This window comes from Microcystis sp. M061S2 (assembly GCF_020245605.1).
In the GTDB taxonomy this organism is placed as follows: domain Bacteria; phylum Cyanobacteriota; class Cyanobacteriia; order Cyanobacteriales; family Microcystaceae; genus Microcystis.
The window spans coordinates 32,126-53,158 of the sequence record NZ_JADBUP010000005.1 but is presented as its reverse complement, the minus strand read 5'-3'; the positions used below and the strand labels follow the sequence as shown (position 1 = coordinate 53,158).

Annotated in this window: 16 protein-coding genes; 9 read left to right on the top strand and 7 right to left on the bottom strand. The window is 44.0% G+C overall.

Annotation, left to right across the window (positions count from 1 at the left end):
- Nucleotides 1–303: 303 nt before the first annotated feature.
- Nucleotides 304–3,540: a tubulin-like doman-containing protein gene (locus tag IM475_RS00710; RefSeq protein WP_287726324.1), complete on the bottom strand. Its 3,237-nt coding sequence runs from the start codon at nt 3,538–3,540 to the stop codon at nt 304–306.
- A gap of 2 nt (nt 3,541–3,542) precedes the next feature.
- Complete coding sequence (locus IM475_RS00705) at nt 3,543–4,499, bottom strand: ribonuclease Z (protein WP_287726322.1); 957 nt, start codon at nt 4,497–4,499, stop codon at nt 3,543–3,545.
- 775 nt (nt 4,500–5,274) lie between these two features.
- On the opposite strand from IM475_RS00705, the gene IM475_RS00700 reads away from it, so the two are divergent.
- The gene (locus tag IM475_RS00700; protein ID WP_002762406.1) at nt 5,275–5,676 is read left to right on the top strand and encodes a fasciclin domain-containing protein; all 402 of its coding nucleotides are present in this window, start codon (nt 5,275–5,277) and stop codon (nt 5,674–5,676) included.
- Nucleotides 5,677–5,987: 311 nt separating this feature from the next.
- A complete protein-coding gene (locus IM475_RS00695; protein WP_287726320.1) occupies nt 5,988–6,164 on the top strand; it encodes a hypothetical protein in 177 nt (58 codons plus the stop codon).
- A gap of 368 nt (nt 6,165–6,532) precedes the next feature.
- Here IM475_RS00695 and glgB read toward each other — a convergent pair whose 3' ends face one another.
- From glgB to psbH, 3 genes are all read right to left on the bottom strand, one after another.
- Entirely contained in the window at nt 6,533–8,812 is a 2,280-nt protein-coding gene (glgB, locus tag IM475_RS00690) for a 1,4-alpha-glucan branching enzyme (RefSeq protein WP_287726318.1), read from the bottom strand.
- 340 nt (nt 8,813–9,152) lie between these two features.
- Entirely contained in the window at nt 9,153–9,401 is a 249-nt protein-coding gene (locus IM475_RS00685; RefSeq protein ID WP_012267736.1) for a TatA/E family twin arginine-targeting protein translocase, read from the bottom strand.
- Between the two features lie 104 nt (nt 9,402–9,505).
- Nucleotides 9,506–9,700, bottom strand: a complete 195-nt coding sequence (gene psbH, locus IM475_RS00680; protein WP_002736544.1) for a photosystem II reaction center phosphoprotein PsbH — start codon at nt 9,698–9,700, stop codon at nt 9,506–9,508.
- 489 nt (nt 9,701–10,189) lie between these two features.
- Between psbH and IM475_RS00675 the strand changes: the two genes are divergently transcribed.
- The 5 genes from IM475_RS00675 (at nt 10,190) to IM475_RS00655 (ending at nt 13,866) form a co-directional block, all read left to right on the top strand.
- Nucleotides 10,190–10,789, top strand: coding sequence for a superoxide dismutase (locus IM475_RS00675; RefSeq protein ID WP_012267735.1), 600 nt, complete (start codon nt 10,190–10,192; stop codon nt 10,787–10,789).
- Between the two features lie 191 nt (nt 10,790–10,980).
- The gene (locus IM475_RS00670; RefSeq protein WP_287726315.1) at nt 10,981–11,775 is read left to right on the top strand and encodes an alpha/beta fold hydrolase; all 795 of its coding nucleotides are present in this window, start codon (nt 10,981–10,983) and stop codon (nt 11,773–11,775) included.
- Entirely contained in the window at nt 11,735–12,631 is an 897-nt protein-coding gene (locus tag IM475_RS00665; protein WP_287726314.1) for a tRNA (5-methylaminomethyl-2-thiouridine)(34)-methyltransferase MnmD, read from the top strand. The genes IM475_RS00670 and IM475_RS00665 overlap by 41 nt, the downstream gene beginning before the upstream one ends.
- Before the next feature lie 163 nt (nt 12,632–12,794).
- Nucleotides 12,795–13,358, top strand: coding sequence for a helix-turn-helix domain-containing protein (locus IM475_RS00660; RefSeq protein WP_287726309.1), 564 nt, complete (start codon nt 12,795–12,797; stop codon nt 13,356–13,358).
- Between the two features lie 295 nt (nt 13,359–13,653).
- A complete protein-coding gene (locus IM475_RS00655) occupies nt 13,654–13,866 on the top strand; it encodes a hypothetical protein (protein WP_287726307.1) in 213 nt (70 codons plus the stop codon).
- A gap of 49 nt (nt 13,867–13,915) precedes the next feature.
- Here the strand turns inward: IM475_RS00655 and IM475_RS00650 are convergent, their stop codons facing one another.
- Nucleotides 13,916–16,138, bottom strand: a complete 2,223-nt coding sequence (locus IM475_RS00650) for a molybdopterin oxidoreductase family protein (protein ID WP_287726305.1) — start codon at nt 16,136–16,138, stop codon at nt 13,916–13,918.
- 350 nt (nt 16,139–16,488) lie between these two features.
- Between IM475_RS00650 and IM475_RS00645 the strand changes: the two genes are divergently transcribed.
- Both IM475_RS00645 and grxD read left to right on the top strand, forming a co-directional pair.
- Entirely contained in the window at nt 16,489–18,453 is a 1,965-nt protein-coding gene (locus tag IM475_RS00645) for a DNA polymerase III subunit gamma/tau (protein ID WP_287726303.1), read from the top strand.
- An 87-nt stretch (nt 18,454–18,540) separates the two neighbouring features.
- Nucleotides 18,541–18,864: a Grx4 family monothiol glutaredoxin gene (gene grxD, locus IM475_RS00640; protein ID WP_002796167.1), complete on the top strand. Its 324-nt coding sequence runs from the start codon at nt 18,541–18,543 to the stop codon at nt 18,862–18,864.
- Between the two features lie 327 nt (nt 18,865–19,191).
- Here the strand turns inward: grxD and IM475_RS00635 are convergent, their stop codons facing one another.
- Nucleotides 19,192–20,931 (bottom strand): mechanosensitive ion channel family protein, encoded by a 1,740-nt coding sequence (locus tag IM475_RS00635; protein WP_287726352.1) that lies wholly within the window; start codon nt 20,929–20,931, stop codon nt 19,192–19,194.
- Between the last annotated feature and the right edge of the window lie 102 nt (nt 20,932–21,033).

Genomic DNA, 21,033 nt, shown 5'->3' with positions numbered 1-21,033 from the left:
ATCTTGAGTAAAGACCCTATTATAATCCAGTTTTTTCGCTATTAGGCAATTTTTCCCGAAAATTTTCATTTTGGGGGATGTTAGTCCAGCTAACACCCCCAAATTATCTGTTAAATTAGGTAGGTGTTAAAAATTGTCAGATTCCCCCCTTATCAAGGGGGCTCCCCCCGCCTATCGGCACCCCCCTTATCAAGGTAGATCCCCCCGCCTATCGGCACCCCCCTTATCAAGGTAGATCCCCCCGCCTATCGGCACCCCCCTTATCAAGGGGGGCAGGGGGGATCAAACCCAAAATCTATATTTCTACTTAACTAATTTTGCCCCACACTTAGAACAAAAATTAGACGAGGGCGGGTTTTTGTGTCCACAAATACCGCAGATAATTAAAGCTGGGTTAGCCACTTCCGTCACCGTAGAAAGAGGAATTTCTCCACCGCTATCCAACTTATAGTTATGGATTAACTGCAAAATAATTGCATCTTCCCGTTTATATTCTGTATTATCTTTTCCTCCTGTCAACTCCTCGGAACGTTGTTGTAAATATTCGATAAAAGTCCGATACAAAGCTTGTTTTTTCTCGGGAGTGGCTGAATCCTGTAACTTAGCTGTCACCTGACTTTGAATTTTTTCCTTATCTTCGCGACAAGCTTTTACTTCTAACACCTGTACCGCATCTTCCCAACTGGTGGCGATATCGACTTTTTTTAATCCCGTTGCGGTTTTAATTTCATAGCGAATTGTTTTCTCATTAGTGACTCGATTGACTTCTGGAAAAAGCACTTTTAAAGCCCGGGCCGTCACCACCAATTGATAAATACTCGGATCTTCGGGAAAAACATCCCAGAAAGGAGGTTCCTTTTGGATATGCACGGGGATGGGTAAATCGCGATTTTCTCCCATTTGTTGGGCGCGTTTAGCGAGAATAAATTCTCCTTTCCAGTCCTGATAGGATTGCCGCAGTTCTCGCATTCCATCGAGACAGCGTAGGGAAAAACCGCCAATTTCCTGCACGAAGACAAGACGATGTTTTTCCACTTCTCCCAAGGGTTTAATATCGTCTTCGTTGGGGATAAATTCCCGCAGTTTCGGAATAATTTTTTGGGCTGCTGGGTTACTGGTATTTCTTCCTCCAATCAGGGCAACATTTTGATTTAATTGGGGCGTAAAACCCGCATCTTTTCCCCGCAAAACCGCAGGATTAAGCATAATTAGTGGTCGCGATTTTTGGTAGGCAATGCGAAGATTATTGATAATATCGGTATCGTTGTTATAGATTTTTAACAAGCGATCACAAGCGGCTAATTCCTGCTGAATGCGACTACTAGCGGGAGCATTTTGTAGTAGTTGATTAGCTTGATTTAGGATAACTTGTTGAAAATCTCCTTGACGAATATCGGCAATCTCGGTGATGTCAAATAAACGCATATTTTCATCAGCGCGGCGCGTTTCTTTCCAGAGGGGGCTAGATTGCTTTAAAATCTCTTCTGAGAGGGGTAAACAAAGGTTATCCATACCTGTATCGTAGGCATTTTTGCTGCCGACAATCCCCGAGGCAAATTGTTCGATAAAGTCTTGATAAAGACTATTTAATTCTTGTCTGTCAAATAATTTAATCCCATTAATTAACAAAGCATCGGCACTATCGATCTGTTGATTAGCTTGGAGATTAAATAGATCGCGACTTTGAATTAATTTCTGACGAAAGCGATTAAAACGGCTTTCTAATTGATTAAGATGTTCCAGTAAACGATTAATAACCTCTACTCCTGCACCTCTGGTTTTTCGTTGAATATTGGCCATTAAATAGCCTTCCAATCCCGTTAAAGCTTGTTCACAATATTCTTCCATTTTATCTTTTTTCGAGATATGAAGTTTATCTTTCAGATCATTAATTTCTGCCAAGGCTGTATCATATTCCCGTTGACGTTTACTTTCGTTTTGACTCCAAACCTGTTCTTGATCGCGACGGAATTTTTCGGCTATGTCGGTGAAGATTTGTCGTACTGAAACAATAAAACTCTCGGCAAATTTTACCCCACGGTTCCGATCTTCAAGGATATTATAAAACTCCACTTCTAGGGACTTTTTACCCCGTTGAATAATTTCATCCCGGTTACTATAAATCTTTTTCAGGTAATCGCCGTGCAGCCGTTCATCGGGACTCAATTCTAGTAAATGATTGCGTTTAAATTCCTCGACTCTTGGCGTTAAATAATCATTAATAAATTGCAGGATTTTTCCCTGTTCATTACCTAAAATATTAACACCCTGTTTGGTACAAGATAGCCAATTATCTTGATTGATTTCCTGACGAGTTTCGTTAATCCATTGGGAGATTATGGCAATTAAAGAGCGATCCTTGTCTGCACATAAATCCATAATTAATTCTCCTTCGCTCAAGCGCATTCTTTTGAGGATATCACCTCTTACTAAGTCCAACATTTGAGCGGGTAAAATCACGGCATCATTCAGCCACCAATTAATTAAATCTTTGGCTAAACGTTCCGATAAAGAGGCCCGAATTTGGGCAATAGGAATTTCAATAGTTGATAGCCCAAAACTCATAAATTGCTTAGGATAACCGCGACCCCCAGGGTCAGCTTGCGCCCAAGAACCCTTAATATTATCTCTAATGGAACGCTTATGGGGGGCAAAATCAGAGGTCATATCTAGGAAGATATTTTGGGCGATCATTTCCCGAATTTGACCGAGTTTAAAATCACCTTCGCCGTTTTTTGTCCCCACTAAATAGGTAAAATCAAAGGGGGGTAGCTTACTAACAACTTCATCGACTAAACCGCTGCTAAACTGTTGATGATATTCGGTTCTGTAGTCAGAAAAGTAATTTAATTCCATCAGGGCAGCGTAACCATTAGCCAAAACTCGATCGCCGACACTAATCCCCGCAAATGCTTCAGGAGTGGGAACAATTGCCGTACTCAAAGGACTACTTTCCCCGCGTAACCAATTACGAATACAGTAGCCTAGATCGATTAACATTCCGCTACCTGTACCACCGTTTAAAGACCCCGTAGTAAAGACATTAATAGCAGTATTATTAACTTTAATTCCATAGCGATCGAGCATAAAGTTTTCTTGTCCTTTTACCCGTCTCACTGCGTCCAGAAATTTTCTTTGGATCTCATGATAATTGCAAAATAAAGCAAAACGGCCACAGGCGCGAATTTGTCCCGCTCCCGCTTCCAGGGAAGTAATATTTCTCTCTAATTCCGGGGGAAACCAACTATTAATCCAGGGATATCTATCCATGTCAGATACCATCTCCTGTACCTGTTTTCCACTCACCCGGGCCCAGTGTTTTTCGTTATCTTTAAAAGCACTGCCAGCAGCTTCAGGATTACTGATTTTATAATCCTTATCCGTGTCAACCACCAAAAAACTGACAATCGGAAAATTGCTCAAACTGCCATAACTTTCCTCGATTAAACGACGCAAGCGTGATAAAATTTCGTTACCAGTGCCACCTATACCCACTAAAACCGTGGGAACCATGCTTTTTTCTTCTACTGCTGCTGGCATAATTATTTAACTCCTAAGGCCATTTCTTGACGGTTGCGAGGGACTTCGTAGGTGAGGAAATCGTAGGCTAATTTAGTGTTAGGAAAAATCGCCCGCGCTTCCTCTAACAGATTGGAAATATCCAGAGAATTCCCCGGTAGATAACGGGGACTAAAATGGGTCATTAATAACAATTTTACTTGGGCTGCCAAGGCCACCTGGGCTGCCATCGTCGAAGTGGAGTGAACACTTTCAAAAGCTAACCCGGCATCTTGGTGTGCAAAAGTCGCCTCATGAATTAGCACATCTGCATCGCGTGCCAATTCGATCGAGCCTTCACAGAAAATAGTATCGGTACAATAGGCAATTTTACGGCCGATTTCCGTTTCTCCGCAGAGGGACTGACCGCGAATTTTTCTGCCATCGGGAAGGGTGACAGTTTCCCCTTTTTTCAGCTTGCCGTAAATCGGTCCGGGGGGAATACCTAAAGCGTTGGCTTTTTCCACATCAAAACGTCCTGGACGGTCTTTTTCGGCGATACGATAACCGTGGGCGGGAATACGATGTTTTAGTAGCTGACAGGAGACGGTAAATTCTTCATCTTCGTAGAGTATGCCGGGGGAAACGGCATGGACACGCACCCGATTGGCTAAATTAGTATAGGAATACTTAGCACAAGCACGCAGATATTCCGCTAGTCCGGGGGGTCCGTAGATATCAATATCCTGAGCAGAACCGGCTAATCCGATACTGGCTAACAGTCCCATTAAACCAAAGATATGATCTCCGTGCATGTGGGTGATAAAAATGCGTCGGATTTGGGAACTTTTTAGGTCGCTACGCAGTAACTGGTGTTGAGTTCCTTCTCCACAGTCAAACAGCCATATTTCCGCCCGTTGCGGCAAACGAAGGGCGATACTAGAGACATTACGGGAACGAGTGGGAACCCCAGAACTGGTTCCTAAAAAAGTAATCTCCACAGGATAGCTGTCGGGATAGAGGATTCTTTTTCTAGTCTAGGCTGTTTTTATCGATTTCTCGATCAAATTGCTGCTTTTCTGTATTTGATCACTTGGAAACAGGAAATCCCCTGATTTTGACCTAACTCTGCAATAATTACTCGCAGCCAGAAATACACCAGCGTCCTTATCATACTTTGTGCTTTTTGTCAAAAAAACTTTTTTTTTGCAATAAAACTACACAAAAAAAAGATCATCGTTGTGGGTGAAATTGACTGATTTACCCGTCTTAATTAGGATCACCTTGTAGGTGTGGCAAGGGTTTTAACCATTGCTGCCCAAAAAAGCACAAAATAACCCATTATGAAATTCAGTAAAATCGCTGTAACCATTATAACATCGTTGTTAAATAAAAATCTTTCTCAATTAATTCTTAAGAATTTGTAAATATTGCGAAATGTTAATTTAAATATTCTCAAGTTTGTGGAGTCAATAAATAATTTTTGCTTATCTTTGTCCAAAATTGGGTTAGAAGTCAGGAGTCAGGAGTCAGTATTCAGGAGTCAGGAGTCAGTATTCAGGAGTCAGGAGTCAGGAGTCAGGAGTCAGGAGTCAGGAGTCAGGAGTCAGGAGTCAGGAGACAGGAGATTATTTTTATTTGTTCTTCCCACACCCCACACCCTACACCCCACACCCCACACCCCACACCCCACATTACTTCCCTAGAACGATCTTTGGGACAAGATTAAGTTTAAAATCTGAAATAGATGATTTTTTTCAGGATCGAGTCAAGTTTATGGCAGATATTGTCGATATTGCGGTCAGTGCCGATAATTTTAAAACTCTAGTAACGGCGGTACAAGCGGCTAATCTTGTGGATGCCCTAAAAAGTCCCGGCCCGTTCACGGTTTTTGCCCCCACCGATGAAGCTTTTGCCAAATTGCCCCCTGGGACGATTACAACCCTAGTGCAGAATATCCCCCAATTAACCCGAATTCTCACCTATCACGTCGTTGCGGGCAAATATATGCAGGAAGATTTGGCGAAATTGGCTGTAGTGACTTCTCTAGAGGGTTCACCGATTCCCGTCGATTGTAGCGAAGGTTTTGAGGTGAAAAATGCCACGGTTGTCGCGGGTAATATCGAGGCGGATAATGGTGTGATCCACGTCATCGATACGGTGATCCTGATGGGTTAGTTTTTGACCGGCTTTTCCCCGGGCCGCATCCAAGGGCAAATCTGTCTTAATTTAGTAACTAAATATACAGATACTTTTGCTTGTTTATGGCTTCGATGCTCGACGGAGGAAAATGCCCACTTTCTGCACTTTCTTGTCTGCACCTGTTCAGACCATCAAATGGCTTTGCTATCATAAATATTAACGAAAAAGTAAGGAAATATTAAGGGAGATGAAAAATGGTTAACCAGTTTCTCCCCCTGATTAATTTTCGCCTTAGAATGCCGGTTATAAAGGGATAAAGAAGATAATTCCCGCTAAGGAGTACGCCAATGAAGACCTTAGAATTTCTCTCGGAACTGAATGCCGCACCGCAAGGATGGGGATTCTGGATTGATCGTCAGCAGATCGAAGCCAACCACGTCGGTCAATTCAGTTATCAGTTATCAGTTATCAGTTACCAGTTAAGTAATAAGTACCTAAGCAAAATTAATTACACATTTCGATAAAGCTTTTGCCTCTTGCCTTTTGCCTTTTGCCTATCTTCACCAGGAAATTTATTTTGCACGACTACTTAAGACAAAATTAACTTCTTGGTTAGGATAGGCACTCATGCAAGGGGTAGTGGCTCTCTTATTCTCTGTGTGATAAGTTTAACTTATATAGTAGTGATCGATCTCTGTGTCCTTTGTGTCTCTGTGGTTCGTTCCACTCCCTCGCCCGCAAGACTGTATCTTAGAATACATTTTACCCACCAAACCTGGGAGAGCCAGGTAGTTAGGTCTGTATAATTAATTGTGTCTAGCTGCTTACCAGCAAACAGTAATCAGTGAACTGATTACTGATAACTGTTTACTGATCACTGAAAAAAGCTTCCCTATTCCCCAGAAGCATTAGGACTGATTTTGAGAACTAAAACCCCTAAAGGTGGTAAACAAAGATCGATCGAGTAGGGACGGCTATGATAGGACCATTCCTCCGACCATTTACCACCGAGGTTGCCCATATTACTACCGCCATATTTACCCGCATCGCTGTTAAAGATTTCCTGATAAAAACCGGGATGGGGTACACCAACGCGATAATGGCTGTGGGGTTGGGGAGTAAAATTACAGACCACCACCAGAAACTCCTGCCAATTTTTGCTCCAGCGCAGGAAAGAAACGACGCTATGACTATTATCACTACAGTCGATCCACTCAAAGCCATCCTGACCAAAATCCTGGGTATATAAAGCAGGTTCACTCTTATAGGTGGCGTTCAAATCCGAGAAAAAGCGTTTTAGCTGTTGATGGGGTTCATGCTGCAAAAGACCCCACTCCAAATCACCCCAAACATTCCACTCACTCCACTGACCAAATTCCATGCTCATAAACATGGTTTTCTTGCCGGGGTGGGTAAACATATAACTAAATAATGCCCGGACATTGGCAAATTTTTGCCACTCATCCCCTGGCATTTTGCCAATCATATTACTTTTGCCGTGAACCACTTCATCGTGGGACAAAGCCAGCATATAATTCTCGCTGTGGTTATACCACATACTAAAAGTGACATTATTTTGATGGAATTGACGGAACCAGGGATCCATGCCGAAATAATCAAGCATATCGTGCATCCAGCCCATATTCCACTTCAAATTAAAGCCTAAACCGCCCATATAGGTGGGCCAGGACACCATCGGCCAAGCGGTGGATTCTTCGGCAATAGAGAGAATTCCGGGGAAATAGCTAAAAATTACATGATTAACTTGACGCAGGAATTCCGCAGCTTCTAAATTTTCCCGGCCACCGTACTCGTTAGCCACCCATTCCCCATCTTTACGACAATAATCGAGATAGAGCATAGAAGCCACCGCATCCACGCGAATGCCGTCAATATGGTACTTATCGAACCAAAAAAGAGCATTAGCGACGAGGAAATTTCTGACTTCGTTGCGACCGTAGTTAAAAATTAAGGTTCCCCATTCCTTGTGTTCCCCTTTGCGCGGGTCGCCGTGTTCGTAAAGATGAGTACCATCAAAGAAAGCTAACCCGTGACCATCTTTGGGAAAGTGACCGGGGACCCAATCCACTAGCACACCAAGGCCATTTTGGTGACATTGATCGACAAAATACATAAAATCTTCAGGATTGCCGTAGCGACTGGTGGGAGCAAAATAACCCGTCACTTGATAACCCCAAGAACCATCAAAAGGATGCTCGGCGATCGGTAATAATTCGATATGGGTGTAACCTAATTCTTTAACGTAGGGAATCAGTTTTGCGGCTAACTCGTAGTAACTCAAAAAGCGCGCCCCAGTGTTCCATTCCGACACGGGAACCGCTTCCCCGGACCCAGAAAGTAAACGGGGGGGTTCGGCACTAGAAGCGTGCAGCCAAGAACCGAGGTGTAATTCGTAAACGGAAACCGGTTGAGTTAAAGGATCGCTATGACGGCGTTTTTCCATCCAATCGCTATCATCCCAAGTATAGCTATCTAAATTAGCCACGATCGAGGCGGTTTTCGGGCGTACTTCTTGGGCAAAACCGTAGGGATCAGATTTTTCGTAAATATGACCTTCCCAATTTTTGATCTCGTATTTATATTTAGTGCCAACACCGATTTCTGGGATAAACAATTCCCAGACCATATTATTACGTTTCCGCATTTGGTGATCACGACCATCCCAGCTATTAAAATCACCAATAATCGAGACGTTGCGGGCATTAGGAGCCCAAACGGCGAAATAAACCCCTTTAATACCCTCGATTTCAGCTAAATGCGCCCCTAATTTTTCATAAATGCGGTGATGGTTGCCTTCCCCAAACAGATGTAAATCAAAATCGCTGAGTTTGGCAGAACGGAAGGCATAGGAATCATAGATTACCCGTTCCTGTTCTCCCTCGTGGATGCGTAATTGATAATTGTTCAGTTCACCGATATCGATGACGCACTCGAAAAAATGGGGGTGATAAGCGGTCGTCATGGGATATTCTTGTCTTTGGGACGGTAAAATAACCCAAGCGGCCGTGGTTTTCGGTAAATAGGCTCTGACAACCCATTTATTTACTTTTCCTTCTTCTTCTAGGGGATGGGCCCCCAAAACCTCAAAGGGATCGTGATGGAGGTTGTTGACGATTTGATGGACTTGTTCGGGGGATACCACTATAGACATTCATTTACCACTCTTGACATCTACAATACTTATAGCAAGGAAATAGTCATTTTTTCCTTGCCTTCTGGGAATTCTCAAACTAATGATATATTCTGCCTACTCATTCAACTATGGCTGTGACTGCTGCCAAAATTCCCGTCATTAAAGACGATTTTGCGCTCCGAAACCTGATTTCCCCTTTTCTCGGTCAAAAAAACTAACAAGTAGAAATGGCGGCCGATGGTAAAACTGCCAATTTAATCTCGATTTGGTCATTCTCGATGTTAATCTAGCGGATAGCCTCGAATTTGATCTACAAATTTATCGCTCAATCTTCTTTCATTTCATCTCTACACAGTTCTTAACTGGAACGAGTTTGATCGCTAGGAGATTGACTTTCTTCTAATTCAGCTTTGATTTTTACCGAGTCTTCAATCTGCTCGGCCTCTCGCTTAAATTCACTTTCAAATTCCTTGGATGCTTCTTGAAATCCTCGAATCGTTTTGCCTAAACTGCGACCGATTTCTGGTAATTTTTTCGGTCCGAAAACTAGCAGGGCAATCAAGAGAATTAACCCCATTTCCGGTAATCCAATCCCAAAAATATTCATGTTTTTGCTCCTAATAAAAAACTCGCGGTGGGCAATAACCCACCTGCCAAAGTCCGAGGGATAATTCTGCCGCCAAAAATGGCGACGAGATTGTTGGAATCTGCTTACTGACCCCAATCTACATTAAATCCTTCTAAAATTAGGGAGGAGTTGTAGATCTGTAAAATAATCAGCAAAAAGACTAAAAACAGAGCCATAAAAACTCCCATCAGCAAGGTAGTTCCCCAACCGGGAGAAACTTTACCATATTCTGAGTTGAGGGGACGAAGGATTTCACCTAAGCGTGTACGCTGTGCCATAAGTTACCAAGAAAGATCTGTAAATGATAATTTTGTATTGATCCGTAATTTGACGAAGTGCCAACCGATCAACCCAGTGAGATAAAATCTACTGCTGTTGCCAGTGGAGCTTTTTTGGTCTAATTCCGAACGGAATCGTTTTTTCGCCTGCCCTGCCACGCCCACAAGAATCTGCAAGCGCCTACAGTACGGGAATTATTCTAACATTGTTTGGTGATCTTCTCAGGATTTAGCAGACGGTGGATGGGAGGATTTTTCAGTTATCAGTTATCAGTTATCAGTGAGGGGTTGGGGTTGCGGTGATGGGGGAGAAGGGAGATGGGAGAAAAAAGCTGGTCGATCAGTGATCACTGATCAAGTCTCCTTCGGTGCTATGATTGAGGGTGTAAAGTTTTATTGCAAAGGTATTCGTCTTGGTTAAGCTGAATACTGACAAAAGGTTAACAACACTACCTTAAACAAGCTCTCAAGAGAGGATACAGAGAACACATGGCTTACACACTTCCCCCTTTACCCTACGATTACACTGCCTTAGAGCCTTGCATCACCAAAAGTACCCTAGAATTCCACCACGACAAGCACCACGCCGCTTATGTCAATAACTATAACGGTTTGGTCAAAGATACGGAACTCGATGCTCTCTCTTTAGAAGAAGTTATCGTTAAGGTTGCTGGTGATGCCTCTAAAGCTGGGGTTTTCAACAATGCCGCCCAAGCATGGAATCATAGTTTTTATTGGGACTGCATGAAACCGGGTGGCGGCGGTGCGCCTACCGGTGCTTTAGCCGATAAAATTCAGGCAGATTTCGGCAGTTTCGAGAAATTTGTCGAAGCTTTCAAAACTGCGGGCGCTACTCAATTCGGTAGTGGTTGGGCTTGGTTGGTTCTCGATAACGGTACTCTGAAAGTTACCAAAACCGGCAACGCTGACAATCCTTTAACCGCCGGACAGGTTCCCCTCTTAACTATGGATGTGTGGGAACACGCTTATTATCTCGACTACCAAAATCGTCGTCCCGATTACATCAGCGACTTTTTAACTAAGTTGGTTAATTGGGATTTCGTGGCTGCTAATTTAGCGGCGGCCTAAAAATTTGGCTCAGTTAATCCAGTTATCAGTTATCAGTTATCAGCTATCAGGGGTTGGGGAGCAGGGAGAAACCATCCATAGGTTAGGTGTTAATACTACTCTTAAAATTGGCAAATCTCTCTAATATTAATTATCCTTAAATATAGATAACCAGAAAAAACTTTTTTAACATCGATCGCGCTTCTCGCACCATGGAACAACCTGTCAGTTGGATTATTCCCCGTCATCCCCGTCCCGATTATCCCCTGTTTGTATTTTTACCCGGAATGGATGGCAGCGGCCAACTATACCATCGTCAGATTAACAACCTTGCTCCTTACTTCGATCTGCGTTGTTTGGCGATTTCCCCGCAATATCTCGGTAATTGGGAGGAGTTAAGCGATTGCGTGATCGCTTTATTGGAACAGGAATTAAAGCGACAATCGAGAAAAGTCTATCTCTGCGGTGAGTCTTTTGGCGGCTGTTTAGCCTTGAAAATAGCAACAAAATCAGCAAAATTAATTAAAAAACTGATTTTAATTAACCCTGCTTCTTCTTTTAATCAAAGACCTCTTTTAAGCTTGGGAATCGGTATCACCCAGATGATGCCCGATTTCATCCAAGGCAGCTCGGCACTAACTATTTTACCCTTTCTGGCCGCTCTCGGTCGAATATCTCGGGAAGATCGCCGCTCTCTCCTCAAAGCCATGCAATACGTCCCACTGAAGACGATTAGCTGGCGTTTATCCCAGTTACAACGGTTTCAGGTTAGTGCCAGCGAGTTAAAATGTCTGCAATTGGGGGTGTTAGTGATAGCCAGTCAAGGCGACCGACTGTTACCATCGGTAGCGGAGGCTAAACGCCTAATTCAGCAGTTACCCGCGGCAAAATTAACGATTCTGCCCCATAGTGGTCACGCTTGCCTGCTGGAAACCGATATTCATCTCAAAGACATTCTCCATCACCATGCTTGTCTCCCCCGAAGCCTACCCGCAAAAAGTCACTGAGGATGGTTCTTATACCTTTTTTTCGACCGAATTCGGCGAATGTTATCATTCTACCTCCGGGGCAAGGGAAGAAGCCGAGAAAAAATTTATCCTCTCCAGTCGTCTGACAGCAAAAGCAGACCAGAGCAATAATCTGAAAGTTCTTGACATTTGTTACGGCTTAGGGTATAATACCGCCGCAGCCTTAGCGGCCATTTGGCAAGTTAGGGGGGATTGTCGGGTAGAATTATTAGCCTTAGAAAGCGATCGAGTGGTTCCCCTAGCAGCTATTAGAGAAAATCTCTTAAATAGTTGGAGTCAACCAATTCCCGAATATTTAAGTGATTTTGCCCATAATCACCGGCTAGACCTGCCTAATCTCACGGCTAAACTGTTAATCGGGGATGCGCGACAGACGATAACCAAGGTGATTGACGCGGGTTTTCAAGCGGAGGCAATTTTTCTCGACCCCTTTTCCCCGGGTAAATGTCCGCAACTGTGGACGGTGGAGTTTTTAGCTTTAGTGGCGAAATGCCTGAGTCCGACGGGTTATTTAGTCACCTATTCCTGTGCTGCCTCGGTGCGAAGGGCTTTACAATTAGCAGGATTGCAGATTGGGGCCACCGATAGCGTCGGGCGGCGATCGCCAGGGACAATAGCCAGTTTTTTGTCCTTACCCCCATCTTTATCGGCACAGGAACGGGAACATCTGCAAACTAAGGCCGCTATTCCCTATCGAGACGCGACTTTAACCGACCCAGCCGAAGTGATTATACAACGTCGTCGCACCGAACAGGCACTCTGTGACTTAGAACCGACTAGCCACTGGAAAAAACGTTGGCAAAGATCGGTTAGTTCGATCGCAATCTCGGAATGAGAATATGTAGTTAGGGTTGGCTGAATATCAGTGAAAGCCTTGCTAGAAAACGGTTTAGGGACTTTTTTTTCAAGAAAAGTGCCAGAAACAAACGTTGAGAAATCGAAATAGGGACTCATACCAAATCCTGTTATAATAAAACGAGTAAAGACGAGGAGATAAAATGCCCAAGAAAGCTTACTTAGCCGAACATCTAAGTTCCGAGGAACTGAAAGATAGATACAGAAGCAGTCAAGACTCAGTGGAAACAAGAAGATGGCACTTATTGTGGAAAATATCGTTAGGATGGACAATCAAAAATGCGGCAGTAGCTGTGGGGTTAGATTATCAATATAGTTTTAAAATTCTCAAAAGATATAATGAATTAGGAGAAGAAGGAGTTAAAAATCTCAAGAAAAAAAGTGCGGAACATCGGAGAGGAAAAGAACCTTTATTGAAGGAAGAACAATTTCAAAAATTAAAAGAAGAACTGAAAGAACGTCCTGCGGATGGAGGAATCTGGACAGGTCCGAAGGTAGCCCGATGGATAGAAAAGGAAACGGGACGAGAAAAAGTTTGGAATCAAAGGGGATGGGATTACTTAAAAAAGTCGAGATATTCTTGTCAAAAACCCAGTCCAAAACATAAAAAGGGAGACCCAGTTGAACAAGAAAAATTTCAGCAAAATTTAACAGTAAAAGTCCAAGAATTAAGAGATAAATTTCCCAATTCTCAGGGAGAAGTCTGATTCTTTGACGAACATCGAGTTGGCTTAAAACCAATCATTAGAAAAGTCTGGGCATCAATAGAAGAAAGGCATTCTGCCCTAGTGCACCATCGTTATAAATGGTTATATGTTTAGGGATTTGTTGAGCCGAAAACAGGGAAAACACTCTGGTATTTAATCCCAAGAGTTAATCATCAATGGTTAAGTTTAGTCTATCAATCTTTTGCACAAGATGTCGGGTTATCGGCAGAAAAAATTGTCCTATTAGTACAAGATAATGCCCGGTGGCATAGAAGTCAAAAACTTGAAGTTCCCGATGGAATCATGCTCGATTTTCTACTTTGCTTATTCACCAGAACTACAGCCAGCCGAGAGATTGTGGTCTCTAGTAGATGAACCTCTGGTTAATGAGTATTTTGAAACGATTGAAGAAAGGTCAGAAATTCTGATAACTCGTTGTCAGTATCTCGAAACAATGACTAATGAAATTAAAAACTTGACTAACTATCATTGGCTAACTTATGACTGATTGTTATCAACTTTTCAAAACAGGATTTAGGATCAAAACCCTTATTTGATTAGGGAGTTGCCAGAAATTGACCGGGAGATAATTCGGCATTAACTAAAAACTTCAACGGGATTAATTTGACGGCACAAGCTTTTAATTCTGGTTGCAGGGAAATCGGACAAGCGGCCGGATGGGTGAGACTATTAGCCTCAGCATTTTCTGCCCATAAAGCCCCCCAGTGCATCGGCACAAAGACACAATTAGGAGCAATTGCTTTGGTAATTAAAGCGGGAAAACGGGCAAAACCCCGACGAGAACGCACTTCCACCCATTCCCCAGCTTCTATGTCCAATTTTGCCGCATCTTGGGGATGAATTTCCAGAAAAGGTGCGGGGTGCATTTTGACAATTTTCTCGATGCGGCCGGTGCGGGTTTGGGTGTGCCAGTGACCGTACAAGCGCCCCACGGTCAACACTAGGGGATAATCATCGTCCGGGGGTTCCGCTAGACCTTTACTGTGGTAGGCGGCGAAAACAGCACGACCATCGGCAGTATTAAATTTACCATCGGTATAAAGGCGTTTTGCGGCTGTTTTTTGGCTTTTATTTTCATCTTTAACTAAATTACCCAGTAATTCCCCAGAATTAGCGGTTTTAGGGGCGGAAATTTCATCGATGGAATCGGGCCACGGTCGGGGAGTCTCGGCCAGGCGATCATAATTAATCGCCGTCATATCACAAGGACGTTTATATGTCAAGCCAATAAACTCGGAATGTACCTCGGCGGAATTCTTAAAATTAAATTGTGCCTGAAAACCCAAACGGCGACCGACTTCGGCGAAAATTTGCCAGTCGGCCTGAGCTTGACCGACCGGAGGGCGAAAAGCCTTATTTAACGTCACCACGCGCTCAGAATTGGTCATTGTTCCCGTTTTTTCGCCCCATTGGGCCGCTGGCAGTAATAAATGGGCGTAGGCGCTGGTTTCTGTGGGATAGTAGGCATCCTGATGGACAGTAAAAGGTGATTTTAACAGGGCCGCCTTGGTGCGTTCTAGATCAGGCATACTAACGGCCGGATTAGTAGCGGCAATCCAGAGAAGTTTGACATCTCCCGTCTCCAAACCAGTAATCATACTCCAAGCATCGCGACCGGGGACGGGAGAAATCCGACCAGCAGGTAAACCCCAAGCTTGTTCCACTTCGGCCCGGTGTTGGGGATTTTTGACGGAACGATAACCGGGCAGAAGATGGCAGAGGCCGCCGGCTTCCCTTCCTCCCATGGCGTTGGGTTGTCCGGTTAGGGAAAAAGGACCAGCCCCCGGTTTACCGATATTAGCCGTCATTAGGTGTAAATTGATTAAAGTGCGGGCTTTGGCCGTGCCTTCGCTAGATTGATTAATACCCATCGACCAGAGAGAAAGCACTCTTTTTGATTCGGCCCAGTAGCGGGCAGCCTGTTCTAAATCCTCAATGGGGATACCGCATTTAGGGGCGACTATTTCGGGGGGATAATGGCGGATAATTTCGGCGTATTTGTGGAAATCTCGGGTACATTTATCGATAAAATAGGTATCGATCGCCCCCCAATTCAGTAACAGGTGAGCAATACCGTTAAATAGGTCAATATCAGTCCCGGGGTTAATGGCTAGGTGGAGATTAGCGGCCTCGGCGGTTTTGGTGCTGCGGGGATCGACGACGATTAATTTCGCTTGTTTGTTACCTTTGAGATACTTGTGCAGACGGTTAAAGATGATGGGGTGACATTCGGCCGTATTTGTCCCCACCAAAAAGGCACAATCGGTTAATTCCAAGTCATCGTAACAGCAGGGGGGACCGTCGGATCCGAAACTGTCCAGATAAGCGGCCACGGCCGAAGACATACAGAGACGGGAATTAGCATCAAAGTTATTGACTCCCAGACAGCCTTTGACCAGTTTTTGGGCGATGTAGTAATCTTCGGTATGAAATTGTCCCGAACCGTATAAACAGATACTTTCCTTTTCCCCCTGAGCGATTAGAGTTTGGATGCGGTTAACGATGCGATCAAAGGCCTCTTCCCAAGTACAAAGACGGAATTGATCTTGGAGAGAATCGCGGATCATCGGGGTTTTGAGGCGATTTTTATCGATTGATTCCGCTACGGTAGCCCCTTTAACACAGACCATACCTTGACTGGAGGGGTGGGACTTGTCCCCGAAGACTTTCCATGCTTGTCCGGCCGACGCGGGGGGGGTGACTGTCAAACCACAACCTACTCCACAGTAAGGACATTGGGTTTTTGTAGATTCAGTCATAAGCAGTTGGTCTGATTAGTGGCGCTGTCTTTAGGCATACTAAGATAGTCGTCAGGTTTTCTCGGCGAAATTGTAGTTATTAATACAATTTATTAGAAGCCTTAGCTAAATTGCCATTTTCGTGATGCAAATCGCGCATTAAAACTGGTTAGATAGGGTTTGCTGATGGGTGTGGGGTGTGGGGTTTTATACTGTTGCCTGTTGCCTGTTGCCTTTTGCCTGTTCCCTGATCTCAACAAGCAATTTCAATACTTAACAGCTTAAAAAGCATACACTTGTTCTCGTGTTGAAAAAGAATCGGGATAGGATAATAGTAGTCTCTAGGGTGGGGAAAAAGTTTTCAGCCAGTCATGACCTACGAACCTCTACATCATAAGTATCGTCCCCAAACCTTTGCCGATTTGGTGGGACAATCAGCGATCGCCACGACCCTGAGTAATGCCTTAATCAGTGAGCGAATCGCTCCTGCATACCTATTTACTGGACCCAGAGGCACGGGGAAAACCTCCTCGGCGCGAATTTTAGCCAAATCCCTCAACTGTCTGTCTAGTGACCATCCGACGCCGATTCCCTGCGGTAAGTGTTCCATCTGTCAAGCGATCGCCAATGGTTCCGCTTTAGACGTGATCGAAATTGATGCCGCTAGTAATACCGGTGTAGATAACATTCGGGAAATTATTGAGCGATCGCAATTTGCCCCCGTCCAATGTCGTTATAAAGTCTATGTCATCGATGAATGCCATATGCTCAGTACGGCGGCCTTTAATGCTTTGCTGAAAACTCTGGAAGAACCGCCGGATCGAGTGATTTTTGTGCTTGCTACCACCGATCCTCAGCGTGTCTTGCCTACCATCATCTCCCGTTGTCAACGCTTTGATTATCGCCGTATTGCTCTCGATGCGATGGTGGCACACCTGCAAAAAATCGCCCAAATAGAAGCGATCGATATTAACCTAGAAGCATTAACCCTAGTGGCTCAGATCGCTAACGGTGGTTTACGCGATGCGGAAAGTCTCCTCGATCAATTAAGTTTACTCGCAGGAACGATTACGGCCGAGCGAGTCTGGGATTTAGTCGGTGCAGTCCCCGAAAGAGACCTCTTAACCCTACTTAAAGTCATTCATGGCAATATTCCCGATAAAGTTATCGAACAATGTCGCCATCTGATGAATCGCGGTAAGGAACCTTTAATCGTCTTGCAAAATCTAGCGGGATTCTATTTAAACCTACTTTTAGCCAAAACCGCCCCTAATCGTCCAGAAATGGTGGCTGTCACTGCTCCCACTTGGCAGGAATTGTGTACGGAAGCGCGTACTTGGTCTTTAGAGGAAATTCTCCGCGGTCAACAACTTCTTAAAGACAGCGAAACGCAACTAAAAAACACCACTCAACCCCGTCTCTGGTTAGAAGTCACTCTCTTAGGACTGTTACCGCAAGCACAGGTGATTCCTCTAGTTGCCACGGTAGCGCCTTCCCGTCCCCAAACCAGCGTCGAGAGGCCCCCGGAAGTGATCACAGCACCGGCGCCGGTGAATCAACCGATCAAACCGGCGGTTATCACCCCGACAACTAGCGTCGCAGTGCCGAAAACTGAGGTTAAAACTGTTGCCAGTGATGACAATCATGAACAAATTTGGCAGCGGGTTTTAGAAGTAATGGAACCCCCCACTACTCGCACTCTCTTGCGTCAGCACGGCAGTCTTTTTAGTATGGAAGAATCGAGTGCTTATTTAAGCATATCTTCGGAACAATTATTAAAAATGGCCCGGCTACGATTGACTAATATTGAGTCAGCTTTCGAGGCAGTTTTTCAGCGCCGGATTAAAGTCCATTTACAGGTAGGTTCCGCCACTGCTGCCATGGCTGCAGAAGTTTCCCCATCCCCGGCGGCCAGGATACAACCACCACCAGAAACCGCAGCAACTCCACCAATAACTCCCGAAAATAAAGTTATGACCGTGGTGGATATTCCCCCGGTCAAAGAAGCAATTATCGAGAAAAAAGAAGCAAAGATCACCACGTCGGGAACCCCAAAAACTCCTAGCACAGAACTGCCCCAAAAAATCTTAAATTTTGATTCATCTTTAGAGACATTAGATCAAGATGTAGATGTTAGTGAAATTTTGGCGGCCGCTCAAAAGTTAGCGAAATCTTTTGATGGTGAACTGGTCAATATGGGTTATTCAGTGCCAGAAAATTCGGCCGTAGAAACTAAAGTTAATAAGTCTCTGGAAAATATGACTATCGTGCGCGGGAGACCTGATGTTAACGAAATTTTAGAGAGTTTGGAGGAGGACGAAGACCTTCCTTTTTAAGGCTATCTCAACGGCTTGTGCTAAACTGATAGGATATGCCACGTCTCAGGATTGGCTATTCTTGCTCAAATTCTAGCTACTAGACCTATGACACCCGAAACTAAGGCCAGAATCGATCAATTAATCCAGAATAACAAAGTTCTTGTGTTCATGAAGGGCAATAAATTAATGCCTCAGTGTGGTTTCTCGAATAACGTCATACAAATTCTCAATATTCTGGGGGTTTCCTACGAAACTGTCGATATTCTCCAAGATCAGGAGTTAAGACAAGGAGTTAAGGAGTATTCCAATTGGCCAACTATTCCTCAAGTCTATATCAACGGTGAGTTTATTGGCGGTTCCGACATTATGATCGAACTCTATCAAAATGGGGAACTACAACAAATAGTCGAGGTAGCCTTAGCTTCCTAAAAATTTTCTAGGTTAGGTTAGCTATCCTAACCTAGTTTAAACCTACCAAACAGTAATCAGTGATCAGTGATCAGTGAAAAGACGGCAATTTTCTACTTAGGGTTTGCGGCAAAAAGTACGGGCGAAGCATTCGGGCAATAACCTATCGGTGAAACCGTAGATTTTCTATCCGAATGCTTCGCCCCTACAGGATGCGGAGTGATAACTGCACTGATAACAAATCCGTTTTTAATAGTGTGATTAACTCTCAAGTTATGAATTGTTTCTCCCTTATCCCCACACCCCACTCTCCTATACCTTTTAAACAGGATTTAGTATCACTCCCCTTTAAAACTGTCCCTTGAATTGTTCTCTATCTTGTGCTATCAGGAAACTTTGTTGGGGGATACCGATGTGAATTCCCTTCTCCTCAAAAGCAATCTTTAGACGACGACGATACTCTCTTTCTATGTCCCATTGTCGTAATCTTTTGACGACAATTCTGAGCATAATTTCCATTCCTGTGTGAGAAACCCGACTGACACCAGCAACCTGCACGGGATTGATGATATCTTCTTGCCATTGTGGATCTACAGCCATATTTTCAGCGATGGCTGCCATTAAAGCGATCGCCAGATCTGGCTCGGTCTGATAGGCGACTTCGATGGTAAAATCGACCCGCGCCCAATCTTTACTGAGGTTGTGTGCGGTAATAATTTGGTTATGGGCAATAGTGATTAAACGTCCGTCGGCGGCCCGCAATTGAGTCGCTCGCAAACTCATATTTTCCACCAAACCGATAAACTCCTGAAACTGGATCATATCACCGACAGTGTATTGGTCTTCAAAGATAATTAGAAAACCGTTAATCCAATCTTTTAAAAGATCCTGAAAGGCAAAGGTGAGCAATGCTCCCACTAAACCGGCTCCCGTGAGTAAAAAGGCGAAAGAAAGGCCCATCCAACTCAAAAAAACCAAAATTCCCAGAAAAATAGCGATAAATGTGATAATTTGTCGCCAAACTTCTAATAAAGTGGGAGCGCGCAGAATCCTCCTTTCCAAATTTTCGGAAAAAACCGCTCCTTCCTCTACCCACTCGCGTAGCCGAGAATTAACGTAGAGATTAATCATATTGCTCACTGATGTCAGCAGCAACCAGATAATAAAAATCCGTAAAGGAATACGAATTATTCCGCGTCCTTCTAGCCTAGTTTCAGGAAATACATACAAAATCGCCGCTATTCCGCCAAACCAAAGCAGTATCAGTCCAATAAGAGCCAGTCTTTTCCAGAGAATATTTAGCGTCAGTTGTTGCTGAATATCAGCCTGTTGACGGAAATTAGAGGAATCTTCTAGAGAGGCTAAAATCGGTTCTTGGGAGCGATCTTTTCTGGGGGGGGAATTTATAGGTAAATTTCGATCGGATTGACTTTTAGCCTGTTTTTTGAGGAGATTGAAGCGATTTCTTAAACGTTTCTGCCACCAAATTGATACCCAGCTTAAGAAAATTAGCCCCAAAATAATTATAGTGGCAGTCATTACCTGTTGCCGACGAGGGGCGGGCTGACGTTCTTGCCAAGCTTGGATCAAAGCTGTTTGGATGATTTTAACCCATCTGTCCGCTAAATCGCCAACCGAAGAAGAATCGATCAGGGCATCAACTTCTGTCACTGTCAGAATTACCTGTTGCGGTAAATTCTGGTTATCCTTGGCCACAATCACGGTTAAATTATTGAGAGTCGCCGTACTTACTTGCAGGGTTGTCGGATCGAAACCCCGATTGATAATATTATTTAAGCCCCTTTCAATGCGGCTAGCCCGTCTTTCTACCGGGGAGAGTTCCCGGGCCTCAGAAGCGGTAAAATCTTGGGAGGCAATCTGAAATAAGGCAAATCCATCTAGATGCACGGAAGCATATTCTATATCCCCGGCTACAAAAATCCTTGTCCCCGTGGGAGATACAAATGGAACCAGAAAATTTTGGCCTAGGGATGGCAGGGAATTAAGAACAAATATACTAACCAAGAGGCAACCCGCCAATCCTTGAATGACCAGATTGAAAACTTTTCTCCGTTGCCGTCGTCCCATTGCCCAAGTTTCCTTTTTGATTAACAATGATCTTTACCCGCTTTCTCAGCTTATGACAGTTATCTTAATGGTGAGATCAGAAGTTTTCGTTTTGGGGAGTCG